The 25,285-nt window shown below is 49.3% G+C and carries 16 protein-coding genes; 6 read left to right on the top strand and 10 right to left on the bottom strand.

Annotated features, from left to right (window positions below):
• Positions 1-269: 269 nt before the first annotated feature.
• From QZN53_RS01875 to QZN53_RS01865, 3 genes are read left to right on the top strand one after another with little or no spacing between them, the layout of a single operon-like run.
• Positions 270-1,856: a bifunctional diguanylate cyclase/phosphodiesterase gene (locus QZN53_RS01875; protein ID WP_163437068.1), complete on the top strand. Its 1,587-nt coding sequence runs from the start codon at positions 270-272 to the stop codon at positions 1,854-1,856.
• 57 nt (positions 1,857-1,913) lie between these two features.
• Positions 1,914-2,105, top strand: a complete 192-nt coding sequence (locus QZN53_RS01870) for a 4Fe-4S binding protein (RefSeq protein WP_163437067.1) — start codon at positions 1,914-1,916, stop codon at positions 2,103-2,105.
• Positions 2,098-3,300, top strand: coding sequence for an NAD(P)/FAD-dependent oxidoreductase (locus tag QZN53_RS01865; RefSeq protein WP_163437065.1), 1,203 nt, complete (start codon positions 2,098-2,100; stop codon positions 3,298-3,300). Before QZN53_RS01870 ends, QZN53_RS01865 begins: the two co-directional genes overlap by 8 nt.
• Here the strand turns inward: QZN53_RS01865 and QZN53_RS01860 are convergent, their stop codons facing one another.
• Complete coding sequence (locus QZN53_RS01860; protein WP_163437063.1) at positions 3,301-4,026, bottom strand: NAD(P)H-binding protein; 726 nt, start codon at positions 4,024-4,026, stop codon at positions 3,301-3,303.
• A gap of 12 nt (positions 4,027-4,038) precedes the next feature.
• Positions 4,039-5,151 (bottom strand): histidine phosphatase family protein, encoded by a 1,113-nt coding sequence (locus tag QZN53_RS01855; RefSeq protein WP_205428109.1) that lies wholly within the window; start codon positions 5,149-5,151, stop codon positions 4,039-4,041.
• A gap of 120 nt (positions 5,152-5,271) precedes the next feature.
• On the opposite strand from QZN53_RS01855, the gene QZN53_RS01850 reads away from it, so the two are divergent.
• Positions 5,272-7,746: a glycogen/starch/alpha-glucan phosphorylase gene (locus QZN53_RS01850; RefSeq protein ID WP_088627153.1), complete on the top strand. Its 2,475-nt coding sequence runs from the start codon at positions 5,272-5,274 to the stop codon at positions 7,744-7,746.
• Between the two features lie 120 nt (positions 7,747-7,866).
• Positions 7,867-8,367 (top strand): Cys-tRNA(Pro) deacylase, encoded by a 501-nt coding sequence (gene ybaK / locus QZN53_RS01845; RefSeq protein WP_163437060.1) that lies wholly within the window; start codon positions 7,867-7,869, stop codon positions 8,365-8,367.
• Between the two features lie 72 nt (positions 8,368-8,439).
• Here the strand turns inward: ybaK and QZN53_RS01840 are convergent, their stop codons facing one another.
• The 6 genes from QZN53_RS01840 to QZN53_RS01815 form a co-directional block, all read right to left on the bottom strand.
• Positions 8,440-9,444 (bottom strand): glycoside hydrolase family 11 protein, encoded by a 1,005-nt coding sequence (locus tag QZN53_RS01840; RefSeq protein ID WP_163437058.1) that lies wholly within the window; start codon positions 9,442-9,444, stop codon positions 8,440-8,442.
• 68 nt (positions 9,445-9,512) lie between these two features.
• Positions 9,513-11,975, bottom strand: coding sequence for an ATP-binding protein (locus QZN53_RS01835; RefSeq protein WP_163437056.1), 2,463 nt, complete (start codon positions 11,973-11,975; stop codon positions 9,513-9,515).
• Between the two features lie 71 nt (positions 11,976-12,046).
• Positions 12,047-13,153 (bottom strand): BMP family ABC transporter substrate-binding protein, encoded by a 1,107-nt coding sequence (locus QZN53_RS01830; RefSeq protein ID WP_163437054.1) that lies wholly within the window; start codon positions 13,151-13,153, stop codon positions 12,047-12,049.
• The gene (locus QZN53_RS01825; RefSeq protein ID WP_163437052.1) at positions 13,143-14,243 is read right to left on the bottom strand and encodes a BMP family ABC transporter substrate-binding protein; all 1,101 of its coding nucleotides are present in this window, start codon (positions 14,241-14,243) and stop codon (positions 13,143-13,145) included. Before QZN53_RS01825 ends, QZN53_RS01830 begins: the two co-directional genes overlap by 11 nt.
• A gap of 1 nt (position 14,244) precedes the next feature.
• Positions 14,245-16,344, bottom strand: coding sequence for an ATP-binding protein (locus QZN53_RS01820; RefSeq protein WP_163437050.1), 2,100 nt, complete (start codon positions 16,342-16,344; stop codon positions 14,245-14,247).
• A 142-nt stretch (positions 16,345-16,486) separates the two neighbouring features.
• Entirely contained in the window at positions 16,487-17,530 is a 1,044-nt protein-coding gene (locus tag QZN53_RS01815; RefSeq protein WP_163437049.1) for an HD domain-containing phosphohydrolase, read from the bottom strand.
• A 135-nt stretch (positions 17,531-17,665) separates the two neighbouring features.
• Between QZN53_RS01815 and QZN53_RS01810 the strand changes: the two genes are divergently transcribed.
• The gene (locus tag QZN53_RS01810; RefSeq protein ID WP_294651141.1) at positions 17,666-18,823 is read left to right on the top strand and encodes a glycoside hydrolase family 16 protein; all 1,158 of its coding nucleotides are present in this window, start codon (positions 17,666-17,668) and stop codon (positions 18,821-18,823) included.
• A gap of 5 nt (positions 18,824-18,828) precedes the next feature.
• On the opposite strand, the gene QZN53_RS01805 is transcribed toward QZN53_RS01810, so the two are convergent.
• Both QZN53_RS01805 and QZN53_RS01800 read right to left on the bottom strand, forming a co-directional pair.
• Positions 18,829-23,622, bottom strand: a complete 4,794-nt coding sequence (locus QZN53_RS01805; RefSeq protein ID WP_163437047.1) for a hypothetical protein — start codon at positions 23,620-23,622, stop codon at positions 18,829-18,831.
• A gap of 252 nt (positions 23,623-23,874) precedes the next feature.
• Positions 23,875-25,285 (bottom strand): T9SS type A sorting domain-containing protein (locus QZN53_RS01800; RefSeq protein ID WP_163437045.1); only part of this gene is annotated, 1,411 nt, incomplete at its 5' end.

Raw genomic sequence — 25,285 nt, 5'->3', positions numbered from 1 at the left:
CTAACATTTTTCATTGTTTTTTGCATGTGATATAGAGCACTTTTCTCGGAAAAAAAAGATATATTGAAGGGGTAACAACCGATTTTGGCGGTTCTCCGCCAAAATAAACTTGCAGCCAATGTACTTTTTTTGTAATTTTGGCGCGGTTTTGGTATGTTGAGGATTTAATGGATATTCCGCTGTATAATAGTATGTATCTTGATTTTAGGTCCAAGCTTTTGGGACCTGTCTTTAGTACAGAGGAAATTCTAGCCACATTAGCCCGAAATTTGCCCCCGCTCGCAAAAAACGCAAATATCGGCTATGTAAACTGCCTTTTCTACGCACCGGTTAGCCAGTTTGCCCCCAACGGCATTTCTGGGGAATTTACCGCCTACCACGACAAGGCCGTCCTCCCCGAAAAGCCCACTAACCCGGATTTTTCCGAGACCATGACTACCGGCGAGCAGGGTTCTTTCACCTTCCAGGCCCACCCGATCCAGGGGCACACCTTTACCGACGGCGAAAGACAGATTATTCAACTCCTCAGCTGGGACTTCTTTATTCTTTCGGGCCGCGCTCGGCTCATGGGCAACACCCGCAAAGCGGCCATTTCGGACCCCATGACCGGGGCATACAACCAAGCCGGCATCTTTGCATTTACCCAGCAGTTCATTGGCGACAACCTCAAGGACTACACCGCCCACTTTATAAACCTCAAGAATTTCAAGTACATCAATAAGGCCATGGGCAACAATATAGGCGACCTCGCCCTCAAGATGTACGTCAAGCAGATTCTACAGTTCCTCGACAACACGGAACTGATTGCCCGTCTCGGCGGCGACAACTTCTTTGTTTTGACCAAAAAAGCCCATCATAAAGAATTTGTTGAAAAGTTCACCGTTTGCGAACTGACCGCAAACCAGGGTCCAAAGCCCATGAACATCCGCCTCCAGGCGCGCATTGGCGTCTACCCCATCGAAGAAAACGTCATTGTCGGCGACGCCCTGAACAACTGCGCGACCGCCATGCAGGCAGCAAGAATCATCAGAACCCGCGACGTGGTGTACTTTACCAAGGAAATGCAGATTCAGTCGATCCACCAAAGGGAAATCTCGGCTGAATTCCACAACGCCATGCGAAACCGCGAACTGGTGGTATTCTACCAGCCCAAGGTCTGCCTCGACAACAAGCAAATCAATGGTGCCGAAGCCTTGGCACGTTGGGTCCGTCACAAGACCATTGTCCCCCCCATGGACTTCATTCCCATTCTGGAACGTGAAGGCACCATCTGCGACCTGGATTTTTACGTTTTTGAAACCGCATGTAGCGATATTGGTGACTGGCTCAAGGCCGGCATTACCCCCGTGCGCATTTCTTCGAACTTCTCGAAGTTGCACCTGCGCAACGAAGACTTTGCCGACCGCATCCTTGATACCCTCCGCAAGCATGAAATCGACGGCAAGTACATTGAAATCGAACTGACCGAAGTCTCCGATTTCGACGATTCCATCGCCATGCAGAAGTTCATCGACATCATGCGCAAGAACGGTATCGGAGTGGCCATCGACGACTTTGGCACCGGTTATTCGACCCTGAACGTGCTCAAGGATTACAACATCAGCGTCGTCAAGATCGACAAGTCGCTGCTGAACAATATCGGTAAAGAAGATTCCCACGACGAAATCGTTCTGAGGAACGTGGTCAAAATGGCCCAGGAACTCAACAAGGATGTAATTGCCGAAGGCGTCGAAACCCAGGAACAGGCCGATTACCTCAAGGGCATCAACTGCAAGAACGCCCAAGGGTTCCTGTTCGACAAGCCCCTGATTCGCGACGATTTCTTGAAGCGTTTGACCGGCGATTATAAGTATTAATTCCGAATTCTGAAATCAGAAGTCCGAATTATTCTTCTTTTGCTATATTCTCACATAATGAAGACTCTCGTTCACGACAGAAAAATTTGCCTCGCCTGTGCAGGCTGCGTGGGGACATGCCCCAAGATGGCGCTCGATATGTACGGGCTCGACTTGCAGATTGATCACGAAAAATGCATCAAGTGCGGCATTTGCTCCAGGACATGCCCTGTTGGCGCACTGAAAATCGTGGAGGTGGACGATGCTTGATTCCCGTTACGATGTCGTTGTCATTGGTGCCGGCCCCGGCGGTTGTGTTGCCGCCCGCAACTTGGCCCGTGCAGGCCACAAGGTCCTGTTGCTCGAAAAGCGCGAAAAAATCGGCTACCCCGTACGCTGTGGCGAAGCGAGCACGACGCTTGCCGACTTGAAGACTTACGGTCCGATTGACGACAGCTGCATCGAAAGCATTATTAACGGGCTCTACATTTATGGCCCTGCCGGCGTGAACATCGAAGTTCCGAAGCCCGCCACCGGCATCATGCTCAACCGAGAAATCTTTGACCCCTGGCTTGCAAAGCTTGCCGCCGACGATGGCGCCCAGGTAGAAACATGCGCCCGTGCCGAATTCGTAAGCGATGTCGAAGGCGACGAACGCATGGTTCGAGTCGTACTCGGAAGCGGCGACGGAAACGGATCAGTCACCGAAACAAGCACCCAAGAAATTTTTGCAAAGATGGTCATTGCCGCCGACGGTGTCGAAAGCCGTATCGGACGTATCGTCGGTCTCGACTGCGGTCAGAAAGTGATGCAAACCTGTACCGGCGTCGATATCCAGGTGCAAGGCCTCTTGACCAAGCCCGACTACCTGACGTTCTGGCAAGGTCACGACTATATTAACGACGGCTACATCTGGAGTTTCCCGAAGCAGAAATCGAACGTCACGAATTTCGGTGCAGGCTTCTTGATTACAAACAAGAACAGGCAGAACATTCTGGAAGTTACGATGGAATGGCTCGAAAAGCTTTTCCCGGGCGCAAAGATCAATCATACCGTCGGAGGCGTGATTCCTGTTTCGAGCGTCCTCAAGGATTACACGCTTGACCGCTTTGCCCTCGTGGGCGACGCCGCCCACCACACCAACCCGCTCACGGGTGGTGGCATTGCTTCCGCAATGAGGGCAGGCAGATTCTGCGCCGAATACGTAGACCAAGGTCTTAAGGCTGGCAATCTTTCGAAAGAATTCCTCAAGCAATACGAAAAACGCTGCTACGGCTATTTCGGCAAGATGCATGACTTTGAATACAAGTTCCGCAGGTTCCTGCTCGCTATCAACCGTGCAGACCAAATCGAACTTTACAAGGTACTGCAAGGCTTCGCCCTTAGCGGATACAAGAAGAGCGCCTTCCTCAAGACGCCCATTAAAACAACCAAGTTCTTGTACAAGTTCTGGAAGTTCAAATAGTCAAAACAAGTCATCCACTTTCGTCTGGGCGAGCACGCGGTTATAGATAATCCGCTTGCCGACTCTTCCGTCAGTCGCGCATACGTGGTCCGTAGGTGGTTTCAGGAGCGAAGTCACCAAATGAGCCGCCACCGTTTCGGCATGCACCGGTCGCACATAAGCCGGAATCCATTCGGGATGAGCCCCGATAGTCTTTTGCAAAAGCTCTTCGCCAAAGCGTCTGTCCTTGTGTTTGCCAAGCAAAAGCGAAGGACGCACGAGCGTCAGCGTTTCAAAACCAATCATGTCGAGGCCTTCTTCAAGTTGGCCTTTTAAGCGGTTGTAAAAATAGGGCGAGTGACTGTCGGCACCCATCGCGCTTACGCACAAGAAATTCTTTACGCCAGCCTTTTTCGCAATTGCCGCAAGCATGAGCGGAAGCCTCACGTCAATTTTTTCTTGAGCAGCCTTGCTTCCCGCCTGCTTTCGAGTAGTTCCCAGGCAACACACCACCGCGTCGCAACCGGTAAAACCCGCATAGAAAAAAAGCCGCGTCGCATCGTTATCTTGTTCAAAATCCACTTGCTTAAAGTCAATCTTGATCGTCCCTTCCAGAATCCCAAGATCCTTTAAATCCGGCACATTTCGTACAGGGCAAAAAACTCGCACAACCTGCGGGAGGCGTGCGAGCAGTTTCAAAACATTTTTGCCGACAAGTCCGGTAGAACCAAGAACAGCAACTTTCATAATAAACGTGTATTACTTATCGCCGTAAGCTTCCTTGGTATTCAGGAAGCCGAGATCCACGCCCTTGGCAGGCAATACCGTGACCAAGCCCGAGGCATCGACAACAACAGCAATGCCTGCGACGTAATTGATCCAACGGAAGCTTTCGTAAGTTTTGAGGTCAACCGTACGGTTAGACGCGTAGACAGCCAAAGGTTCCGTAAGCAAGTCGTGGGTAATAAGCACATTCACGCGCTTCCAGCTCGGAAGGTTTGCCAGAACAACTTCGTTGATAAACTGGTCACCGCGTTCGAACAGGTCGTAGAAATACGTTGCCACGCCATGCTGAATTGCATAGTTGTTGGTAAACGGCTGGTCATACGCCCACTGTGAAACATAACGGAAAGAGCCGCCGCGCTTAGACACCAAGGCATCAAGCGTATCGGACGGAACCGTCAAGAAGTAACTACCGTAAATAATGTCATCTCGGGCTTCCACTACAGCAGCAAGTTGTCCATGACCTTCTGCAATTTTTTCAGCGGTAGTGCGAGTGCGCAAGAAATCCGTAGAAGCAAAATAGAAGGATTCATCACTAGCCAATTTTGCACCCACGTCAAGCGCTTGCTGCACGCCAACTTCGGTCAGCGGAGATTCTTTACCCAAGCCCGATTCACGTTCGGCATGACGAAGTACAAAGACAATCTTGCTTTCAGCAGGCACGGCCTTGTAAATATCACCGACATCGTAGAATCCGTTAGAGTCGGGAACCACGGCCAAATTGGCAACAGCCGGATCGCGATTGACAGAAACCTTCGTGGCAGGTTCCCCCGGAGTCGTCGAAGTATCCGGATTCACCACCGGGTCCTTGACAGTCGTATCCACAACCGTAGAATCCTTAGTCGGGTTTTCCGGATTGGTAACCGGCTCAGTCGAGGGGTCCGTTGTCGGGTTTGTAGCCGGGTCTGTTACAGGATCTGTAACAGGAGTTGTCGTGGACGAATCAGTCGGATTTACCACCGGAGTCGTATCAACAGGAGCCTTTGCAGAATTGGAAGAATCGTCACCACAGCCAGCAATAACAACAGAAATAAAAGCGGCGCAAATCACGGGGAAAGCCTTGCGGGCTACAAACTTTTTCATATTCATCGTTTTTTCCTCTGGTTTATTATCTATCCCCCTAATTTAACTATTTGCTCCGCACAAAACCCGTAAATATTTCTAAACTTAATGACGTATAATTTTAAACCTAACCCATGGGATTGTCTTATGGCAAAATCATTCAAAAAAGCTGAAGAAGTGACCGTGCTCGGAAACGATGCCGAATCTTTCCGCAAAGCATTTACCGACCACATTCATCATACGCTCGCCCGTAACAGCGCGACCGTGACGGACCACGAAAAGTTCCTGGCCGTCGCTTACGCCGTACGCGACCGCTTGGTTGACCGCTGGATCAAGACCCAGGAAACCTACTACCAGAAAGACGTGAAGCGCGTCTATTACTTGTCCCTCGAATTTTTGATTGGCCGTACCCTCGGCAACTCCGTTCTGAACCTCGACGTCGAAAGCGCCGTGACCGAAGCTCTTGACGAACTCGGCATGACTCTCGAAGAACTCCGCGAACAGGAAGTCGACGCCGGCCTCGGTAACGGTGGCCTCGGCCGCTTGGCCGCTTGCTTCCTCGATTCCATGGCAACTCTCGAACTCCCGGCTACCGGTATGGGTATTCGCTATGAATACGGTATGTTCAGCCAGAAGATTGTGAACGGCGAACAGGAAGAACAGCCGGATAACTGGCTGCGCCTCACCAACCCGTGGGAAATCGCCCGTCCGTCGAACGAAGTCAAGGTGCCCATGTACGGCTACGTGGTCAGCTGGATGGACGAAAAGGGCAAGCTCCGCAACCGTTGGGAAACCAAGGACTACGTGCTCGCACTCCCCTACGACACTCCGATTCCGGGTTACAAGAACAACACCGTGAACAACCTGCGCCTCTGGAGCGCTAAGTCCACCGACGACTTCGGCCTTAGCTACTTCAACAACGGTGACTACATCGCCGCTGTGCAGGACATGGAACTTTCCGAAACCATTTCCAAGGTGCTCTACCCGAACGACGCTTCCATGAACGGTAAGGAACTGCGCCTCAAACAGCAGTACTTCCTCTGCTCTGCATCTCTGCAGGACATCATCCGCCGCTTCAAGAAGCTCCACGAAGGCGAATGGAAGGTGTTCCCTGAAAAGGTCGCCATCCAGTTGAACGACACGCACCCGGCAATCTCTATCGCCGAAATGATGCGTATCCTCCTCGACGAAGAAAACCTGGAATGGGACGATGCATGGGAAATCGTGACGCACACGTTTGCCTACACGAACCACACCTTGATGCCCGAAGCTCTCGAAAAGTGGCCGGTCAGCCTCTTCGAAAAGCTGTTGCCGCGTCACCTCCAAATCATTTACGAAATCAACGCCCGTTTCCTCCGTCAGGTGTCCCTCAAGTGGCCCGGCGACAATGCTCGCCTCGCCCGCATGAGCCTCATCGAAGAAGGCGGCTGCAAGATGGTTCGCATGGCTTACCTCTCCATCGTGGGTTCGTTTGCCGTGAACGGTGTGGCAGCACTCCACTCCGACCTCCTGAAGACCACGCTCTTCAAGGACTTCTACGAACTGTGGCCTGAAAAGTTCAACAACAAGACGAACGGCGTGACGCCGCGTCGCTGGGTCCGCAAGGCTAACCCGGCTATGTCCGAACTCATCACCTCCAAGATCGGCGAAGGCTGGGTCAAGGACCTCGACGAACTCAAGAAGCTCGAAAAGTTTGCGAAGGACGCCAAGTTCCAGAAGGAATTCATGGCTGTCAAGAAGCAGAACAAGGAACGCCTCGCCAAGTACCTCAAGGCAACGCAGGGCGTCGATGTCGACGTGAACACGTTCTTCGACGTGCAGGTCAAGCGTATCCACGAATACAAGCGCCAGCTCCTGAACATTCTGCATGCCATTCACCTGTACATCCAGCTGAAGGACGGCAAGGAAATCATGCCGCGTACCATCATGATCGGTGGTAAGGCCGCTCCGGGTTACTGGATGGCAAAGCAGATCATCCGCCTCGCTAACGCCGTGGCCGCAATCATCGACGCTGACCCGGTCTGCAAGGGCAAGCTCAAGATGGTATTCCTCGAAAACTACCGCGTGTCTTTCGCCGAAAAGATTATTCCGGCCGCAGACCTCTCCGAACAGATTTCGACCGCAGGCACCGAAGCTTCCGGTACCGGCAACATGAAGTTCGCCTTGAACGGTGCACTCACCATCGGCACGCTCGACGGCGCTAACGTTGAAATGAAGGAAGAAGTCGGCGACGACAATATCTTCATCTTCGGCCTCACTGTGGAAGAAGTGACTGATCTCCTTGCCAAGGGTTATCGTCCGCGCGACTTCTACGAACACGACGACGATCTCCGCCGCGTGATCGACCTGATCGCTTCTGGCTTCTTCAGCCCGGATCGTCCGGACCTGTTCAAGCACATTGCCGAAAAGCTCCTCACCAACGACACCTACCTGCTCTGCGCAGACTTCCGCAGCTACATTGACATGCAGAAGAAGGTCGCCGAGGAATACTTGGACAAGAAGACTTGGGCAGAAAAGGCAATCCTCAACGTCGCTCGCATGGGCAAGTTCAGTTCCGACCGTACCATCAAGCAGTACGCCGAAGAAATCTGGAACGCCAAGGGCTGCAGCATCAAGCTGTAGTTTAGACGAGAGACTAGAGAACGCTCACTGCGTTCGCTACAGACGAGAGATTAGGTCGCGATTTCTATCGCGACCTTTCTTTTATGGTTGCTCGGCTCACGCATTGTCTATATTTGGGCTATGGAAATCAAGAAGACGAATGCGGCGAGAATTTTAGACCGCCAGAAAATTTCTTACGAGCTCATCCCCTACAAGGTCGACGAAAACGACCTGGGCGCACAGCACGTCGCCGACAGTCTCGGCGAAGACATCAATCAAGTTTTCAAGACAATTCTTGTTCACGGCGACAAGATCGGCTACCTCGTATGCGTGGTGCCGGGAAACCTGGAAGTGGACTTGAAGGGCGCCGCCAAGGTGAGCGGCAACAAGAAAATTGACACCGTCCCGCTTAAAGATTTGACTCCGCTGACCGGCTACATCCGCGGCGGTTGCAGTCCCCTCGGTCTCAAGAAGAACTTCCCGATTTTCATTCACGAAACCGCCATGCAGTTCCCCTACATTTACGTGAGCGCAGGCGAGCGCGGCTTGCAACTGAAAGTTGCACCCGCCGACCTTGTGAAGGCGACACGCGCCACCGTGGGCGTGATCGCGCGAGTCCCGCCCGAAGCCCCGCAAGATTAAGCCGAGCAAGATTACAAAAAAAAGCCTCTCCCGAAGGAGAGACTTTAAATTTTTGCCTTGTAGCAAACTGAATTACTTCACCGAGATGCTACGGACAGCGCGGCCCTGCTTTACCATGTAAACGCCAGAATTGTACTTGGCCTTGATCGCTGCATTCAGGGATTCTGCGTCAGCAGCTTCGACAGAACCGAGGAACTTGCCCTGGGCGTCAAACACGAGCGATGTATTGCTACCGACAGTCATAGAACGAATGCTCTTGATAGCCTCGGTCGAGCTACTAGATTCGATAACTTCTTCGGAAGAGCTGGACTGTTCCGCACCTTCAATATAGACCTTGGCATAGGGGAAGTCGTATTCGCCCTTGGCATTCGGGCCCGAAGTGCTTCCGGCTTCGCCAAGGATCTTGGCTTCGTGCATCTTACCCATCTTCATGCCGAGTTCTTCCCACTTTTTGAAGTGGGCGGTAATGTCGATGGTACCGCAATCGCGCTTTGACTTACGGACGCTGAAATACTGCTTAAAGTATTTATTGTCACCATCGATGGAATAAGAGGTGCGGTCCCCTTCATAAACCGTATACTGAGCACCATCGATTTCAAATACGCCATGATTCTTTGCAGAAGCTCCCTGGGCAACCCAGTCGCCCGGCATATACTGGCTACCAGTGTTATCCACAATGTACCATTCCACCAGAGGTTCACGGGTCCAGCCATAAATGCCGATGTAGGAATAGTCGATTCCAGAAAGACCGCTCTTGACCAGCTTGAAGTCCGCCTTCATGTGACCGATTTCTTCGTGAGTCTTATCGCTATTGAAAGCAAGACCCGTACGGCACAGGTAGTCCTTGGCACCTGTCATCTTGCAGTTAAGGGAGCCGTCGGAATAGAACGTCGCAGAACCACCATTGCCGCCTTCGTTCCAAAGTTCGTAACCAACGTCGCCGATAGTACCGACCTTGTTCGAAGACACTTCCACGGATTCACCGCTATGGGTTGTCGTATTACAGAAATCCTGAGCAAAAGCATTTGCGGTCAGGGAACAAGCGGCGATTAAGCCGAAATAGAGGATTTTTCTCATATACACCTTCCTTTTGTACGAAATTTAACTCTACAAATTCGTTTTTGCAAGTACAGAAGTTGCGTCCCCTATCCCAAATTGGAACAACCCACCTGAATTCCCCGGATAAGCGACCTGTATTCTTCCATGAACAATTCATGGTTCTGTTTCACGAAATCCAGGTTGCCTTCTTTACAGGCCATTTCCAGTGCCTTGGCGTCTTCATAAACTTTAACCGCACCGATTGTAAGAGAAGTGCTTTTTATGGAGTGTACCGTAATGCGGTAATATTCAAAGTCCCCTTTTTCAAAGTATTCTTTCAGTTCCGAAGTCTTTTCGCTCTTTACATATTCGTCAAGCATTTCTTTATAAAATTTCTTGTCGTTCATGCAATAAGCAAGACCCGTTGCCGTATCCAGCATTTCGGACAAATCGACCTGAGGCATTGCATCAACGGCTTCTGCAGAATCGCAATTTTTCTCTTCACTCTTTTCTTCATGCAGAACCTTGACCAAATCCTTTGACAAGAATTTTTTTAGCGTCGCCAACAAGACCTCTTCGCGAATCGGCTTAGCCATGTAATCCGAGAAGCCTTCATCCATATAACCATTCCGGGCATCAGAAACGGCATTTGCCGTAAGCATCACCACCGGCGTAATGACGTTCGGATTCTTTTCCAGTTTCTTCATGCGGCGGAATGCTTCGATACCGTCCATGACCGGCATCATGTGATCCAAGAAAATGACATCGTAGCGTTTGCTCTGAATGAGTTCCAGGGCGTCGGCGCCATTGATCGCCGTGTCGATTTGAATCTTGGTATCCTTCAAGAGGCCCGCAAACACCTTCAGGTTCATTTGCACGTCGTCAACCACCAGGATTTTAGCCTCGGGCGCCTCGAACCGTTCGTGCGCCGCATCCACCACGTTCACGTGTTGCTTATAAAGCTTTTCGAAATCACCTAGGGGCGTTTCGTCGCTGACCTGTTGTTTCAGGTGAACCTTAAAAGTCGAGCCTTCGCCATACACGCTGTCCACGCTGATAAAGCCTCCCATCATATCAACCAACTGCTTGGTCAAATTCAGGCCGAGACCGGTACCTTCAATATTGCGGTTACGTTTTTCGTCAAGGCGGACAAAGTCCCTGAACAATTTTTCACGGTCCCTTTCCCGAATACCAATCCCCGTATCCTTCACTTGAATAAAGAGGTCTACTCGACTGGTATTGTCTCCTTGCATCGGATCCACATCGATTTTCTCTGTCCAAACGGAAAGCGTCACCGATCCTTCGTTCGTGTACTTGACCGCATTCGAGAGCAAGTTGTTTACCACCTGCCTAATGCGGACTTCATCGCCAAATAAGGCCGACGGAATATCAGGCGAAATATCCATCTTCAGTTCCAAATTCTTGTCGTGAGCGCGAATGGCCACCATATTGTAGCAGTCATTCAGCACCGTAAACACGCTATACGTTACGGGCAGTATTTCCATTTTACCCGATTCAATTTTGGAAATATCCAGAATATCATTAATGAGCGAAAGCAGCGTTTGACCAGCACTTTGAATATTCAAGGCATAGTCGCGCAAGTTTTCATCCTTGCATTCCTTCAAAAGCATTGAATCCATTCCCAAGATTCCATTAATCGGCGTACGGATTTCATGGCTCATATTGGCAAGGAAAATACTCTTCGCCTTGCTCGCGCTTTCGGCATTTTCTTTTTCACGGAGCAATTCCTTGTTTTCGCGAGCCTTCTTCTCAGAAAGAACCACATAAAGCATGGCAATCGTAAACATGAATATCAAAAGGCCAAAGACCCAGATAATCAAGAATGAAATATCATCTTTTTCAGACGCCACCTCTCTTTCGGGCACTACGCCCGTCAAGGCAACTCCCGGTAACTTGAGTTCTGCGATAAAGTAATAGTATTCCACTCCACGCACATCCAAATGCGTTGCCGCCGAAATAGAAACATTCAAGCCAGCCCTCAACTTATCGCGAACCGCCAAGAACCCTTCTTCTCCCCACAGCAAATCTGTTCCAAGCGAATCATTCGAAGACTTAATGATAATAGAATCTCTCGCATCTCTTAAAGTTGCGTAGCCTCGGCCACCATAGCTTTGTACGCCAAAAATTCTAACAACCGCATCTTCTTTGTACATGCGGAACAGCACATACTTGATGTTTTTCCCGCTGTACACAGGAGCCGAAAACATAAGGCCAATTCCCTTGGAATAGCTTATGGATTTTACTCCATGGAACGATTCCGAAACACCCTTAAAATGCGAAGCATCGATATGAGTCGTATCGCCACTATAGACAATTTTACCGTTCAAGGCTATCACGCCATAGTAATAATTGCCATTCGGGTCTTCAAGCGTTGCAAGCATCGGCTCAAAATGACTCATATTCGCAGAAATTCCCGAAGAAATTCCTGCCAGAGATTTCAATTCAAGATCAAGCCTTTCTCCTGCCGCGGCGGCATAGCTTTCGGCTTGGTAAGCCACTTGCTTTTCGACATAGTTATCAAACAGGTTCGAAAACTTGACACGCAGCAAAACTCCAACCAAAAGGAGTATCAAAACAAAAAACAGAATACCAACTAAGGGACGCACCCCAATCTTTTTTATCATGGTTCTATCGCACCCTTTATAAGCCAATTCATTTCATTGTGCAGAACTTCGTCACTAATCGTTTCGCCCTCTTCGGAACGGATCTTTCCTTCGACATCCTCAATCCTTCCCGAGAAAACATTGTAGCCTGCCTTGATTTTTTCGGCAGCCGCATTTACCAGAATCTTCACGCTATCAGGAACTTCGCTAGAATAGAATGCAAGCCCTACGGCATCTTTTTCTAGTCCGACCCAGTAATCCATATTTTCGTTATCCTTTTTCTGGATATAGTCCTGAATAAAGTCCTTGTAAATAATGCCCCAGTTGATAGCGATGGAGGTAAGCATTCTAGGCGAGAACCGGTTATTTTCCACATGGTTTCCAATGCAATATAGCCCACGCTTTTCGGCCACTTCAATAATAAAGGCCCTGTCTTGATGGAACGCGATAACATCGATACCCGAACTATCAATCAACTTGTTTGCGTTTTCAGTTTCCATTCCGCCTTCGTTCCAGGAATTCGTCCAGCGCACATACACCTTCGCTTCCGGGTTAACGCTTTGCACGCCCAAGATGAACGCATTCAAGCCCCTATAAACCTGGATATTCTTCATCGCAGCGACAAAGCCCACGTGGTTCGTCTTGGTCATGGCCCCCGCAACAATTCCTGCAAGATATCGAGCCTGGTAAATACGGGCAAAATAGGCTTTATAGTTGGGAGCATCGTATTCCCAGTTGATTCCATAGAATGTCACTTCCGGATGCGATTCAATAATATCCTTGATTAAAATCGGATAATTGTAGCTCGTAAGCACAATGACTTTCAAGCTATCGGCAATCATTCCGGTCACCGCATTCGCAAGGGGAATACGTTCCTCGGGAATATCAATCACCAAGTTCCTTTGCACGCCAAGGGAATCGCAAGCAGCCCTAATCCCTTTGTAATGAGTTTCATTCCAGCCATTATCGGCCGTATCGCTTAAAAGGACAAACCCGACACGGAGCTTTTGCGATTCGGTCTTCTTGACCGATTCCACGTTGTCGACTTTTGCAAACACCACGTACAACAGCGCAAAAAAGATGACGACTGCCGTTAACGCCCCCATAGTCACTTTACTCTTCATCGACCGTTACCCCCTTTACGAACCAGTTGAAATTATTCAGCATATCGCTGTCAGACATACTTTCGCCTTCATTAATGCGAATTGTTCCGGCATCATCTTCGATGGGTCCGTAAAAAACATCAAAAGAACCGTTCTGAATTTTTTCGCGTTCACTCTCCACAAGTTCAACAGCCTCCGGCGCCACATGGTTTGTTAGCGGGGCCAAGTCAACCACGCCCGAATTGGCTCCACTCCAATAATTTCGGCCTACAAATTTTTGTTTGAGAACCTCGAGAATGTGCGGCGTATAGAAATTTTCCCAGCGCCACACGGGAGCCGTCAAGAAATGTTCCGGATACAAATCCGCATTGTCCAAGTTATAACCCACCAGCCAGATTCCAAGAGAATCTGCAATACGTAAGGGTTCCTGACTGTCTGTATGCAAGGTAAGCACATCAATGGAATCGTGATGAGCCAAAAGGGTACGGGTCGCCCTAGCACAGGCCTTGTCCTCGTTCCAGGATTTTGTCCAGCGAACAATCACGTTCGCATCCGGGTTCGCCTTTTTCACGCCCAAGGTAAAAGCGTTTATTCCACGAATCACCTCGGGAATATCGAACGCCGCCACATAACCAATGTTACCCGTTTTTGTCTGCATACCGGCAACAATGCCCGAAAGGTAACGCATCTGGTAAATTCGGCCAAAATACGTCGCCATATTCCTGGAATACGACAAGCCGGACGCATGGAAAAACTTTACATCCGGGTGCTTGACAGCCACATTTTGAACGTAAGGCCCCAACTGGAAAGAATTCGCCACGATAATCTTTGCGCCTGCGGCAATGAGGCCTTCCATCACTTCTTCAGAAGTTCTATCTGCCGGAATCCTTTCGCGGAACATGACGTCCAGATTCAACTCCTTAGCGGTCTTTCGCATTCCCTCATAATGCGACTGCCCCCAGCTATGATCTTCGATAGAGCCGTTCATAATCATGGCGACTCTTGTCTTTTCGCGGGTAATGTCCGTATTCTTCTTTTTCACATTGAATGTGAGCAATCCCGCTATAATCACAGCAAGGATTAGCGAGGGAACAATATAAACCAGTTTCATGTTACGACTCCCCTGCTGCAAGATAAACGGACAATTTTTCTAGAATCGTTTTATAATCAGTCATGCACTTTTCGTGCTGTGCGCGCACATAATCCACGTTGCCTTCTTTACAAGCCGTTTCTAGCGCCTTGGCCGATTCGGACAAGGCCACCGCCCCAATTGTCAACGATGTGCTTTTCAGGGAATGGATTGTAATCCGGTAACATTCAAGGTCATTACTTGCCAAGGATTTTTCCAATTCATCGCGACGATCATTCTTCACGTATTCGGCAAGCATTTCACGATAAAAGGATTCGTCGTTCATGCAGTAGCCAAGCCCCGTTTCCGTATTCAGGAATTCCGATAGCGCACCCATCGAAGACGAGGCCTGTTTCGCCAGGTTCTTTTCGACAGCGTGAACATCTTCGATAAGCTCAGGCGACAAAAGTTTTTTCACCACCGAAAGCAATGTTTTTTCACGAATCGGTTTGGTAATGTAGTCGGTAAAGCCCGCCTGCATATAAGCATCTTTGGCGCCCACCACGGCATTGGCCGTAAGCATGACCACGGGTGTCTTCCGAATATCAAAGCCCTTTATGTCCTTCATGCATTGCAAGGTTTCAATGCCATCCATCACGGGCATCATGTGGTCCAAAAGAATCAAGTCATAATGATTTTCTTCAACAAGCGAAAGGGCTTCTTCACCATTGGTCGCCGTATCGATTTTTATCTCCGTTTCCTTGAGGAGTCCGCAAACCACCTTCAGGTTCATGACGACATCGTCAACCACGAGCAACCGGGCTTTTTTCGCCTTGAACTTTTTGTCTGCGGAATCAAACGAAATAAATTCCTTATGACGTTCAATAAAGTTGCCAATAACTTCATCACTCTTGACGGGCTGCGGAATATGGACTTCGAATACCGAGCCGGAACCGTAGACGCTTTTCACTAGCACGCGGCCCTTCATCATCTCGACCAATTTTTTCGTTAAGTTCAGCCCAAGTCCCGTGCCTTCGATATTCCGGTTGCGTTCCAAATCGATTCGTTCAAAGCTCTGGAACAATTTTTCACGGTCATCAGAGCGAATGCCAATACCCGTATCGGCCACGATAATCACGAGTTCAATACGTTTAGCAGCATTCTCCTCTGGCAGCGTCTTGAAATCCACCAGCAAGTCCACCGTACCCTTCGGCGTGTACTTGATTGCGTTCGAAAGCAAGTTATTTACAATCTGGCGGAGACGCACATCGTCGCCTTCCAAGAGCGCCGGTGTTTTCGGATTCACGTTGATATTGAATTCCAGCCCCTTACTTTGCGCACGCGGATTAGCGACGCAGTAGCAATCATTCAGCACCGCGAACAAGTCGTACTCTTCGACAAAAAGTTCCATCTTGCCCGATTCAATCTTGGTTATGTCCAAGACATCGTTCACTAACGACAAAAGCGTGTGGCCCGCATTCTGGATATTTTGGGCATATTCAAGCAGCGAAGAATCCTTGCATTCCTTCAGGAGCATGGCATTCATTCCCAAGATGCCGTTGATCGGCGTGCGGATTTCGTGGCTCATGTTGGCAAGGAAAAAGCTCTTGGCCATGTTCGCCGATTCTGCATTCTTGCGGGCTTCTTCGGCTTCGGCCCAAGCCTTACGGAGTTCGTCGGAATGTTGGGCTTCTTTGCGGGCATTATCCAAATTTTCAAGCAAGCGGTGCGTGAGTTTTGCAATGGTAATGCACAAAAATGTCATGGTAATCGCTTCAATCAAAAAGCCCGCCGAACGAGAAATCCACCAGAACGTATCCGAAGAAAATTCTCCATGGTTGGCACCGGGAGCCCTAAAGTAAAGGGATACCACAATCAAGATGTAACTGAATATCGAAATTTTAAGGGTAAAGGCAGCGTTGAAAAACAACAGACTCGTGACCATGGCAAGAGAATAGGTCATGTAAACGCCAATGTTTTCGTTCGTCGCAAGCGTTGCAATAATGCACCCCATACCGAGCACGCAAAAATACCGACGCACTACGAGCGGAGCTCCCATGCGCTCAATAAATGTCGGGAACCACAGAATCACGAAAGCGATTGCTGTCAAAATCGTCAGTTCGCAATAGTCGATTTTAAACAAATGAATAATATTTCCGAAATAGATTAACGGAAACATCGCCCATAGCCAACGCATGACGCGTGTCAGGGTTTGCAAAACGCGACGATCGTTTTCATCAAAGATGTCGTTAGGCACAATAGTCCGCATCGATCCACCCCGCTCATCAGACAAGTCTATCGTCGCGCATGGTATAATTCACGTCTTCGTCAATCATCTGAAGCATGATATCGGCGAAGTCCGGATCGAACTGCAGACCGCGACCGCGAACAATTTCACTGCGAACCGTTTCTTGCGGCAAGGCCGAACGGTAACTACGGCGGCTCGTCATGGCATCGTAGGCGTCGGCCACGGCGATAATGCGGCCAATTTCAGGAATGCCATAACCGGCAAGCCCTTCCGGGTAACCCTTTCCGTCGAAACGTTCATGGTGGTAATGCGCACCGATCTCGATTTTGGGCATCTCGGTGATATTCTTCAGAATTTCAACCCCGATACTCGGGTGCTGTTTAATCGTTTCGTATTCTTCGTCCGTGAGCTTGGAATTCTTGTTCAAGATATTGTCCGGAATACCAATTTTCCCGATATCGTGCAGCAGGGCAATGAAATAGATTTCATCCTGGAATTCCACAGGCTTGCCCGCGCGGCGAGCAATTTCCTTGCTGTACTTAGCCACGCGGCTCGAATGACCGTTCGTGTAGCGGTCCTTGGCATCAATCGCCGAAGCAAGCGTCTTGACCACCTGCAAAGAAAGAACTTGAAGTTTGCGACGGCTTTCTTCGAGTTCTTCGGTACGGCGTTCCACTTCGCTTTCAAGGTTGACCTGCAATTCGCGAAGCGAGAGAATTCGCTTGATTCGCTCAAGCACCACTTCGGGCACCAGGGGCTTTTGGATATAGTCGAGGCCACCTTCCTGAAACACCCGGACCTCGGTCTCCCGGTCGCTGTCCGCGGTCAAGAACACCACCGGTAACTCGTTGCAATGTTTGATCTTACGAATCTCGGCCAGCAATTCGAAGCCGTTCTTGCCCGGCATGTGAACATCCAAAAGGGCAAGCGCAGGCAACTCCTTTGACAGGTAGTCCAACGCATCCTCGTAAGAGTTCGCCATCACGACGTCATACGTCGAACTGAGCATGTGCTCGGCGAACTTTAAATTCATTCGGTCATCGTCTACGATCAAGACCGTCTTTTTTTGCGAAACCAACATGTTAAATCCTCTTTACACTTCGTAAATATATATTAGAATACGGCCTTTTCGACGATTTCTTAAAAAAATATTCCACAAATATGACGAAATACTCACGTTTTGGCGTAAAATGGCGATTTTTTATATAATTAAGACATGAAATTCCCCTTTTTCAGCCTTTTTTCCCTCTGCGCAGGAGTCGCCCTTTTCACGGCAGCCTGCTCCTCGGATTCCTCTTCCAATGCCGAAAACGCCGAAATAAGCGAGCAGACCACCCCCTCCGGAGAGTCCCCGGTTGCTGAACCGACCTCATCTTCCGCAGATGTCCCGCCAACCGTGTCCTCGTCATCAGACAACGCCTCCGGCGACAAAGGCTATTCCAGCGAGACTCCAAACTCCTCTGCAGCAACGTCTTCCGCAGCAGACATAAGCAGTTCTGGCGATGCCGTAAGCAGTTCTAGCGAAAACGCGAGCAGTTCCAGTGAAACCGGGAACATCGCAAGCAGCTCCAGCGAGGCCGCCAACAGCTCAAGCGATGTCACGAGCAGCACAAGTGACGTCGCAAGCTGTTCCAGCGGGAACCTTTCAAGCGACAGCCAATACCTCTGGCACGACGAATTTGACGTCGACAACATAGACTCCGAAAAATGGACTTTTGAAATCGGCACCGGTGCCAGCGGCTGGGGCAACAACGAATGGGAATACTACACCGACCGCAAAGAAAACGCCTACGTGCAAGATGGCATCTTGCACATTCGCGCCAACAAAGAAGACTTCGAAGGTTCCAAGTACACCTCGGCCCGCCTAATCACCAAAGGCAAGTTCAGCTTCACCTACGGCACCGTCGAAGCGCGCATCGCGCTCCCCGTAGGCAAGGGCATTTGGCCCGCCTTCTGGCTACTCGGCCAAAACATCGATGCCGTAAGCTGGCCTGCCTGCGGCGAAATCGACATCATCGAAACGGTGAACAGCGAAAATATCGTCTACGGCACCAACCATTGGGCAAATGGCAGCGAGTATGCAACCTACGGCAACAACACCGGCAACTACCGCGACCAAAAATTCGAACTCGACGTCACGCAATTCCACAATTACAAATTCACATGGGACAAAAAATACATCCGCATGTTTGTGGATGACTTTATGTACCACGAGATTTTAATTGAAAATAATGAAGGCGACACCGAAGAATTCCACAAGCCGTTCTTCTTTATCTTGAATGTCGCCGTTGCAGGCAACTGGCCCGGATTCGAAGTAGACGACTCGCAATTCCCGAACGAAATGCTGGTCGACTACATTCGAGTGACGCAATAGATTACTTAGCGAAGATTAATCTTGAACATCTTCGACATGCCCGGGTAAGCGACTCGGACAAGGGCGATGCCGTTTGCGGGCATACCCTGCAAGGCAATACTTTGGGCGCCACGCACTATCTTTGCCGAAATTTTCTTGCCGTCAATGCCGACTACAGAGACGCGGGCATTTGCAGGAACATTCTGCGTAAATTCAAGCGCCCAAGCTCCTGTACCGTGGCGCACAAGGTTCACGCTGTTCGGGGCGGTGATTGCAGCAACAACCTTCGTGGAACTTTCAGTAATCTTCCAGACGAGCGTGGAATACTTGTAACCCTTACCCACATACAGCGTGGTATCGTAACGGAGTACGGCCATTGCATGGTATTCGCCCGGCTTAGTCTGCGAGGCATCGGCATAGTCGACCGCAACTTTTTCCGGAACGTTTTCAAGCTTTACGGAATGTTCCGTAGAATCAAATTCAAATTCTACAGTCTTACTCCACACGATCTTCGAAAGATCCAGCGTATCCTTGTTGATGGTCCACTTTAGGCTATCCGTGAAGACCGGCGCATTGTACAGGGCAGTATCGTATTGCAATGTCACGCGGGCAACATACGTTCCAGGAACCGTTGCACTGTCATTGCTGTAAGTTGCCTTTACCTGTTCCGGAAGGCCACTCAAAGAAACAGCCTTAGCCTTTCCATCGTAAGTGAAGGGCGCCGTATAGTCCCATTTCACCTTCGAGAAATCCAGGTTCTTTTTGAAGAGGGACATCAAAGAAACCCAAACCGACTTTTTGTAGCCATCTGCAGTAACGGTCAACACCGTAACCGTGTCACGATCCAGGGCCTTGAAAGAAACGGTATCGGCATTCAACACTACCTGCGACACGTTCGATGTCCAAACCGCCGTTTCGCCAAGGGCATTCTTCGTAGCAACTGCAAACGGACTCCAGACTAAATCGGCATGTTCGTAGTCTTCTTTTCCGGTTTTTAAATAAGCAGGCGTTGCACCAAGTGCGCTAATCTTGCGAATCGCTTCTACCGGAGACTCTGCAAATGCCTTCAGCTGCGGATAATAACCTTCCACCTGAATCCAGTTTTCGGCATTCAACACCGAGGGTAAAGAATCTGCAGTAAGTTCTGCAGTCAAGCGCCTTGTATACGCTTCATTGGTATCAAGGCGAGCCCACTGCAAATCGACAACGGTACTATCCCAATTTTCGGCATGGTAGCGCTCCGGATTTTCAAGATGCTCATAACCATGGAGGAATGCAGAACTTACCGAATAAGGAGTCGAGCTGGCGTTCCATCCAACAAGGCTTCCGCTAGAAGAATTCTTTACATCGGCATCAAAAGAAAGGGCGCCTCCATTCACGATATTTTTCATCGTCAAGGTATAAAGCGAATAACCGACAACGCCGCCTATCCAAAGCAATGTCTCCGACTTATTCGAAGAAACAGAGCCATAGTTTGCCACGTTTTTTATAGTCATCTCCTGAGGTTGAGAGCTTCCCACAATGCCGCCAATTCCGGCAGCGAATACAACATCAGCACTCGATTCGTAATACACATCACCAATATTTATCGATCTTTCAATTTCAAAGAAAGAATTCATTCCTTTCGGGACGCCATCATACGCATCACCAACAAGTCCGCCAACGAAGTCAGAAGACGCATTCTTATTCGGCGTCGCCAAAGAATCCATCCTATACCCAGCATTGACATTACCCGAATTATAGGAATCGCTTATATGCAAGGACCAGCCATCTCCAATAAGGCCTCCCACATCCATTTCACTTGTTTTTTTGGCAGTCTTGACAGCATGAAGATTACCCTCGTTACCGCATTTCTGCATCACCGCAATGGTATCCGAAGAGGCATAATAGCCCGCAATGCCACCCACTTTCAAATTGTTGCCGCCACGGACATCTACATCTCCGTAATTAAAGCTGGTTTCGACACGAGCATTCTTGTGACTCAAAAGACCCGCAACACCACCGACAATTGTTAAAGAAGAGCTTTTCCTTTCGACAGTAACACTTCCCTTGTTTAAGGCATCCCGAATTTCTACATACTTGGAATTGGAATAACCTAGAACGCCACCCACATAGGCGCCAACCTCAGATGTATCGATATTCACTTCGACGGCGCCTTCATTCACAATCGATGCAAGCGAAACGGAATCCGTATAGTCTGCGCTTCCGATGACGCCGCCCACTTTGACTGTACTTGCAGCTAATACCAGTGCAGAGACATCACCTTTATTCACAAGGTCAGATGCTTTCGTATGTATATATCTGCCAAACACACCTCCTACATATTTGTCATACAAGTACGCATACAAGCTAACATCAATATTACCGGTATTGGAATTATTTTCTACCACACCATCATTTGAATAGATTTCAGCCAGGAAACCTACTGTACCACCCATACAAACATACTCTGCGTAACTATCGACCTTGATATCGCCCTTATTATGGTTATCTACGAATCTGACAGACGAAGTGATTTCGCCAGCGATGCCACCAAGATACGCCCCTGCGACACCCGTCAGATTTCCCTCGTTTATATTATTTTCAATAGTGGACTGCGCATACACAACACCCAGAATACCGCTCATTGCATCAACATATGTTCCCTTAATATTAGCCCGGTTCACATTACCTGTAACAGATGCTTTTAAACCGTTCGTAAACCCAATCATTCCTCCGACGGCCCCTTGAGACTTGGTGCTGTCCGCACGAACGACTTCGACAGAGCCCTCTACCAAATTGTTCTGCAAGAAGAAATCGTTTAATCCTGTTGAAGCAACAAGACCACCAACCGTTCCATCGCTGTAAACGGTTCCATCCAACGTATTGTTGCGAATAATGCCCACGTTACCGCCCATATAACCAGCAATTGCGCCTGCAGAACGACCTCCCGCAAGCCGAATATGGACATTTTCAAGCACCAGATTTTCAACAATGGCCGTATCGGCAGCGATAATCGTTTCGAAAAGACCTCCACTCACTTGAGAAAGGGAATCTTCGATATCAATATAGAGATTCGAAATCTTGTGATTTGCGCCATTGAGTTTACCCAAGAAATTCTTGATAGGAGTCCAGTTGCCTTTGCTGGGGCCACAGACAGAACTCAAGTCCAGATCTTTGGTAATCTTGAACGCGAGACGCGCACCCGCATCATCCATTAGAACGCCCTTGTATTTAGTCGTATCGGCAAGAGCCTTTCTGAACTGCAACAGTTCTTCCACTGAAGAAATCGTGAGCGGGTTTTCAAGCGTACCCAAATCATTTGTCGCAGAAACATTCACGATGATTTTTTTCGTTGCATTTTCATTAAGCACATAAAGGGTATCCGTTCCCAGGGAATAAGGCGTTGCAACAGAATCGTTCACGAATGAGATGTTCCCGCGGGCACTATAGACATCGACTGCATTCCCTGCGGCATCCTTAGTCGTATAGCTTATGTTTTTCGAGATGTGTGCGACGTCATCGCCAAGGCCCAAGCGCACCGGAGTAGAGGCCACCTGTTGAGCGTCGCGGATTTCTTTCATCGGGTTTTCGGCAAGGGTCTTGATTTGCGGATAGTAGCCTTCCTTATACACCCAAAGGGAATCGCCCAGAGCAGCTACTGTCTTTCCCGAAATCAAGCTGTCTGTCACATAGGCATGCGCCACATCAACTGGATACAGGCAATCCTCTTCAAAATGCGACATGACGCTATCATAGATTGCAAACGTATCGGGAGCGGCAATGCTTAAGTTTGCAGCGATATTTTCAGCAGCATCTGTTTTCACCCGGCCCGCGATTCCACCCGCATAACCAAAGCCGATTGCGCCGGCATTCATATTATGGTCTGCATAAAACGCGCCGTTATTGTTGTTTCCGACAATTCCACCGGCATAGTCACCAGCATTGATTACACCCAAGTTAAGCGATTGGGAAATCTTCATATAACCAGGAGAAGATTCTGCGACAAACCCAACGATGCCTCCCGCATTAGTCCCAGCAAAAACGCTGCCCGAATTTACGCATGTTAAAATGGTCTGCGGGTTCATCATCGATTTCCAATGACCTACAATGCCTGCGGCCGAAGTCGATGCCTGCACGTGACCAGAATTAAAACTATTCGTAATGGAGGCTCCACCATCTGCTGTAACAGCAATGATACCACCCGAAATTTTACCCGAGCTCACGTTGCCCTTATTAATCAAGTAATTCAACTTGGCGGAAGTCATTATTGAACTGTAATCAGCCGCAACGATTCCTGCAGCAGTATCGGACGCATAGACGCCACCCAAATTTGTACAGCTATCGATATGCACTCCAAATCCATTGACAGCCCCCACAATGCCACCTGCCTTGAGCATAGCATCGACATAGCCTTCATTCACGCAATTCTTGATACGCACTCCGTCGGAGAGAGCAGCATTCCCTGCAAAACCGACAATGCCACCCGCAGCAATCCTGCCATGCACACTGCCCTTGTTTTTACAATTAGCGATAATCACATTAAAACCAGCATGCCCAACAACAGCCCCTACTTGGCCTTCCCTTTCTGAATAAATGTGGGAATTTTCGCCGATGGTCAGATTTTTAACTTCTGTCGTTGACTCATATTCAGTTTCCATCACGCCAAACAAGCCATAATAGCCTACTTCCGTATCACCGCGTTCCGGCAAATCTTCATCGATATACAGATAGTCAATCGTCTTGCCGTCGCCGTCAAAGTTGCCCTTGAACGGATGTTCCATGGAGCCAATCGGAGTCCAGTTTCCGACATTCTTTCCGCAAACTGTACTCAAGTCCAAATCGCGGACAAGTTTAAAATACAGGTCCGTCGCACCATCAGCAAAACCAAGTCATTTTCGTTATCAATGGTCAACGGATTTTCGGCAGTTCCCAAATCTGCTGCGAAAACGGCACAAGAAAACGCAATCAAAAGCAAACACGCCCTTTTGAGCATAATCATCCTCCTTATATTATACAAGGTAAATGTAATTAAAAAAGGCCTTATCTCAAAGGATAAAGCCTTAAAGTAAACGACTTCGTGTTTATAATTCTTATTTCAGCATCACTTTCTGAGTCAGGTTGATTCCCTGGCCAGCGACCTTCACAAAGTATGTACCCGCAGCCGCATTCACCTTGAACTGGTGAGTGCCTGCAGAAAGCGTACCCTTGTGAAGCGTTGCAACCTTGTGGCCCGTGACATCGAAGAGTTCCGCCGTCACGCCTTGTGTGCGACCCACCGAAAGAGTGAGCATGCCGCCACTTACACGCAAAGCCTTGGCACCTGCAACGTGCGGACGCATACAGATTCCCGAAGGATCCTCGAACACGATTTTGATTTCGGGAATCATCTCTTCGGTGTTCTCGAAACCGCGGCTGAAGGCGTCGTACTTGTCTTCGTTAAAGTCCCAGAGAACCTGGTCGCCCGCTTTGAAGTTGTCGTAGAGGATGGTGCCGGTGTAGCCTGCAGCGTAGTTGGCGATAACGACGCTCAAGGTCTTGTTGCGATCGGTAAAGCTGGAAATGTCGTAAGAGCAAGTCACGGATTCACCCGCAGGCACGACACATGCGCCGTCGTCATCATTCACCGGGGTCCAGGTCCAAGCATCCGTCAGCTTGAAAATCAAGTGCAACTGGGCATCGCTTTCACCCTTGTTGGTGGCCTCGAACGTGAACGTATTGGCCTTGCTCAAATCCCAGGTTTTCTGGTATTCGATCTGGGCGTTGTCACCGCCGTAAGTGACCGACATCTTGCCATCGCCACTTTCTTGACTGATGGCGACATCCTTGATCTTGATAGAAGCTTCTTCAGTAGCGGCGAGAGATTTCATGGCATCGAGAGCCGGATCAATGGTGTAAGTGTAACCGCCAAAGTTCGATTCGGTCTTGTCGCCAATGTACTGCCAGGCAAGTGCGCCTGCGTAGCCACCGTCAAAGGCCTTGCGGTAGCATTCTTCGGTCGAAATCTGGGTCTTGGCAGCCATGCTTGCGGTATAGGTATTGCCCTTCCAGCCGCTTGCCGGGAATTCGCCGATAATCATGGGCTTGTTGTCGTACTTGTACGTCGTCGCCATCTGGGCTGCCGTATTCACGAACGGAGACACGGCATCGTTCTGGTAGTACGGATAGTAATGCGTCTGAAAAAAGTCGAGCGTACCGTTCGCTTCGCCACCGGCAGCAATGAGTTCGGAATCGTTCCACCAGCTCTGATACTGGATATTCACGCTACCCGTAGAAACGAGCAGTTCCGGGTTTGTGGTATGGATTGCCGCAGCAATCTTGTTCGTGAACTTCTGCAGCACAGCCTTGTCGAGTTTCTTGGTGGTCCAGCCTACACTTGTCATGCCTTCGGGTTCGTTGAACACTTCCCAGGTCATGAGTGCGTTGTGGTTACCGATAGCCTTCACGACAGGAACGAGTACATTCGTAATGAAAGCCGACGTGCCTTCGTCTTCAAACAGTTTT

Source organism: uncultured Fibrobacter sp. (assembly GCF_900316465.1).
Taxonomy (GTDB): domain Bacteria; phylum Fibrobacterota; class Fibrobacteria; order Fibrobacterales; family Fibrobacteraceae; genus Fibrobacter.
Note: the sequence above shows the minus strand (reverse complement) of the source record. Positions and strands in the feature narration are given on the sequence as shown.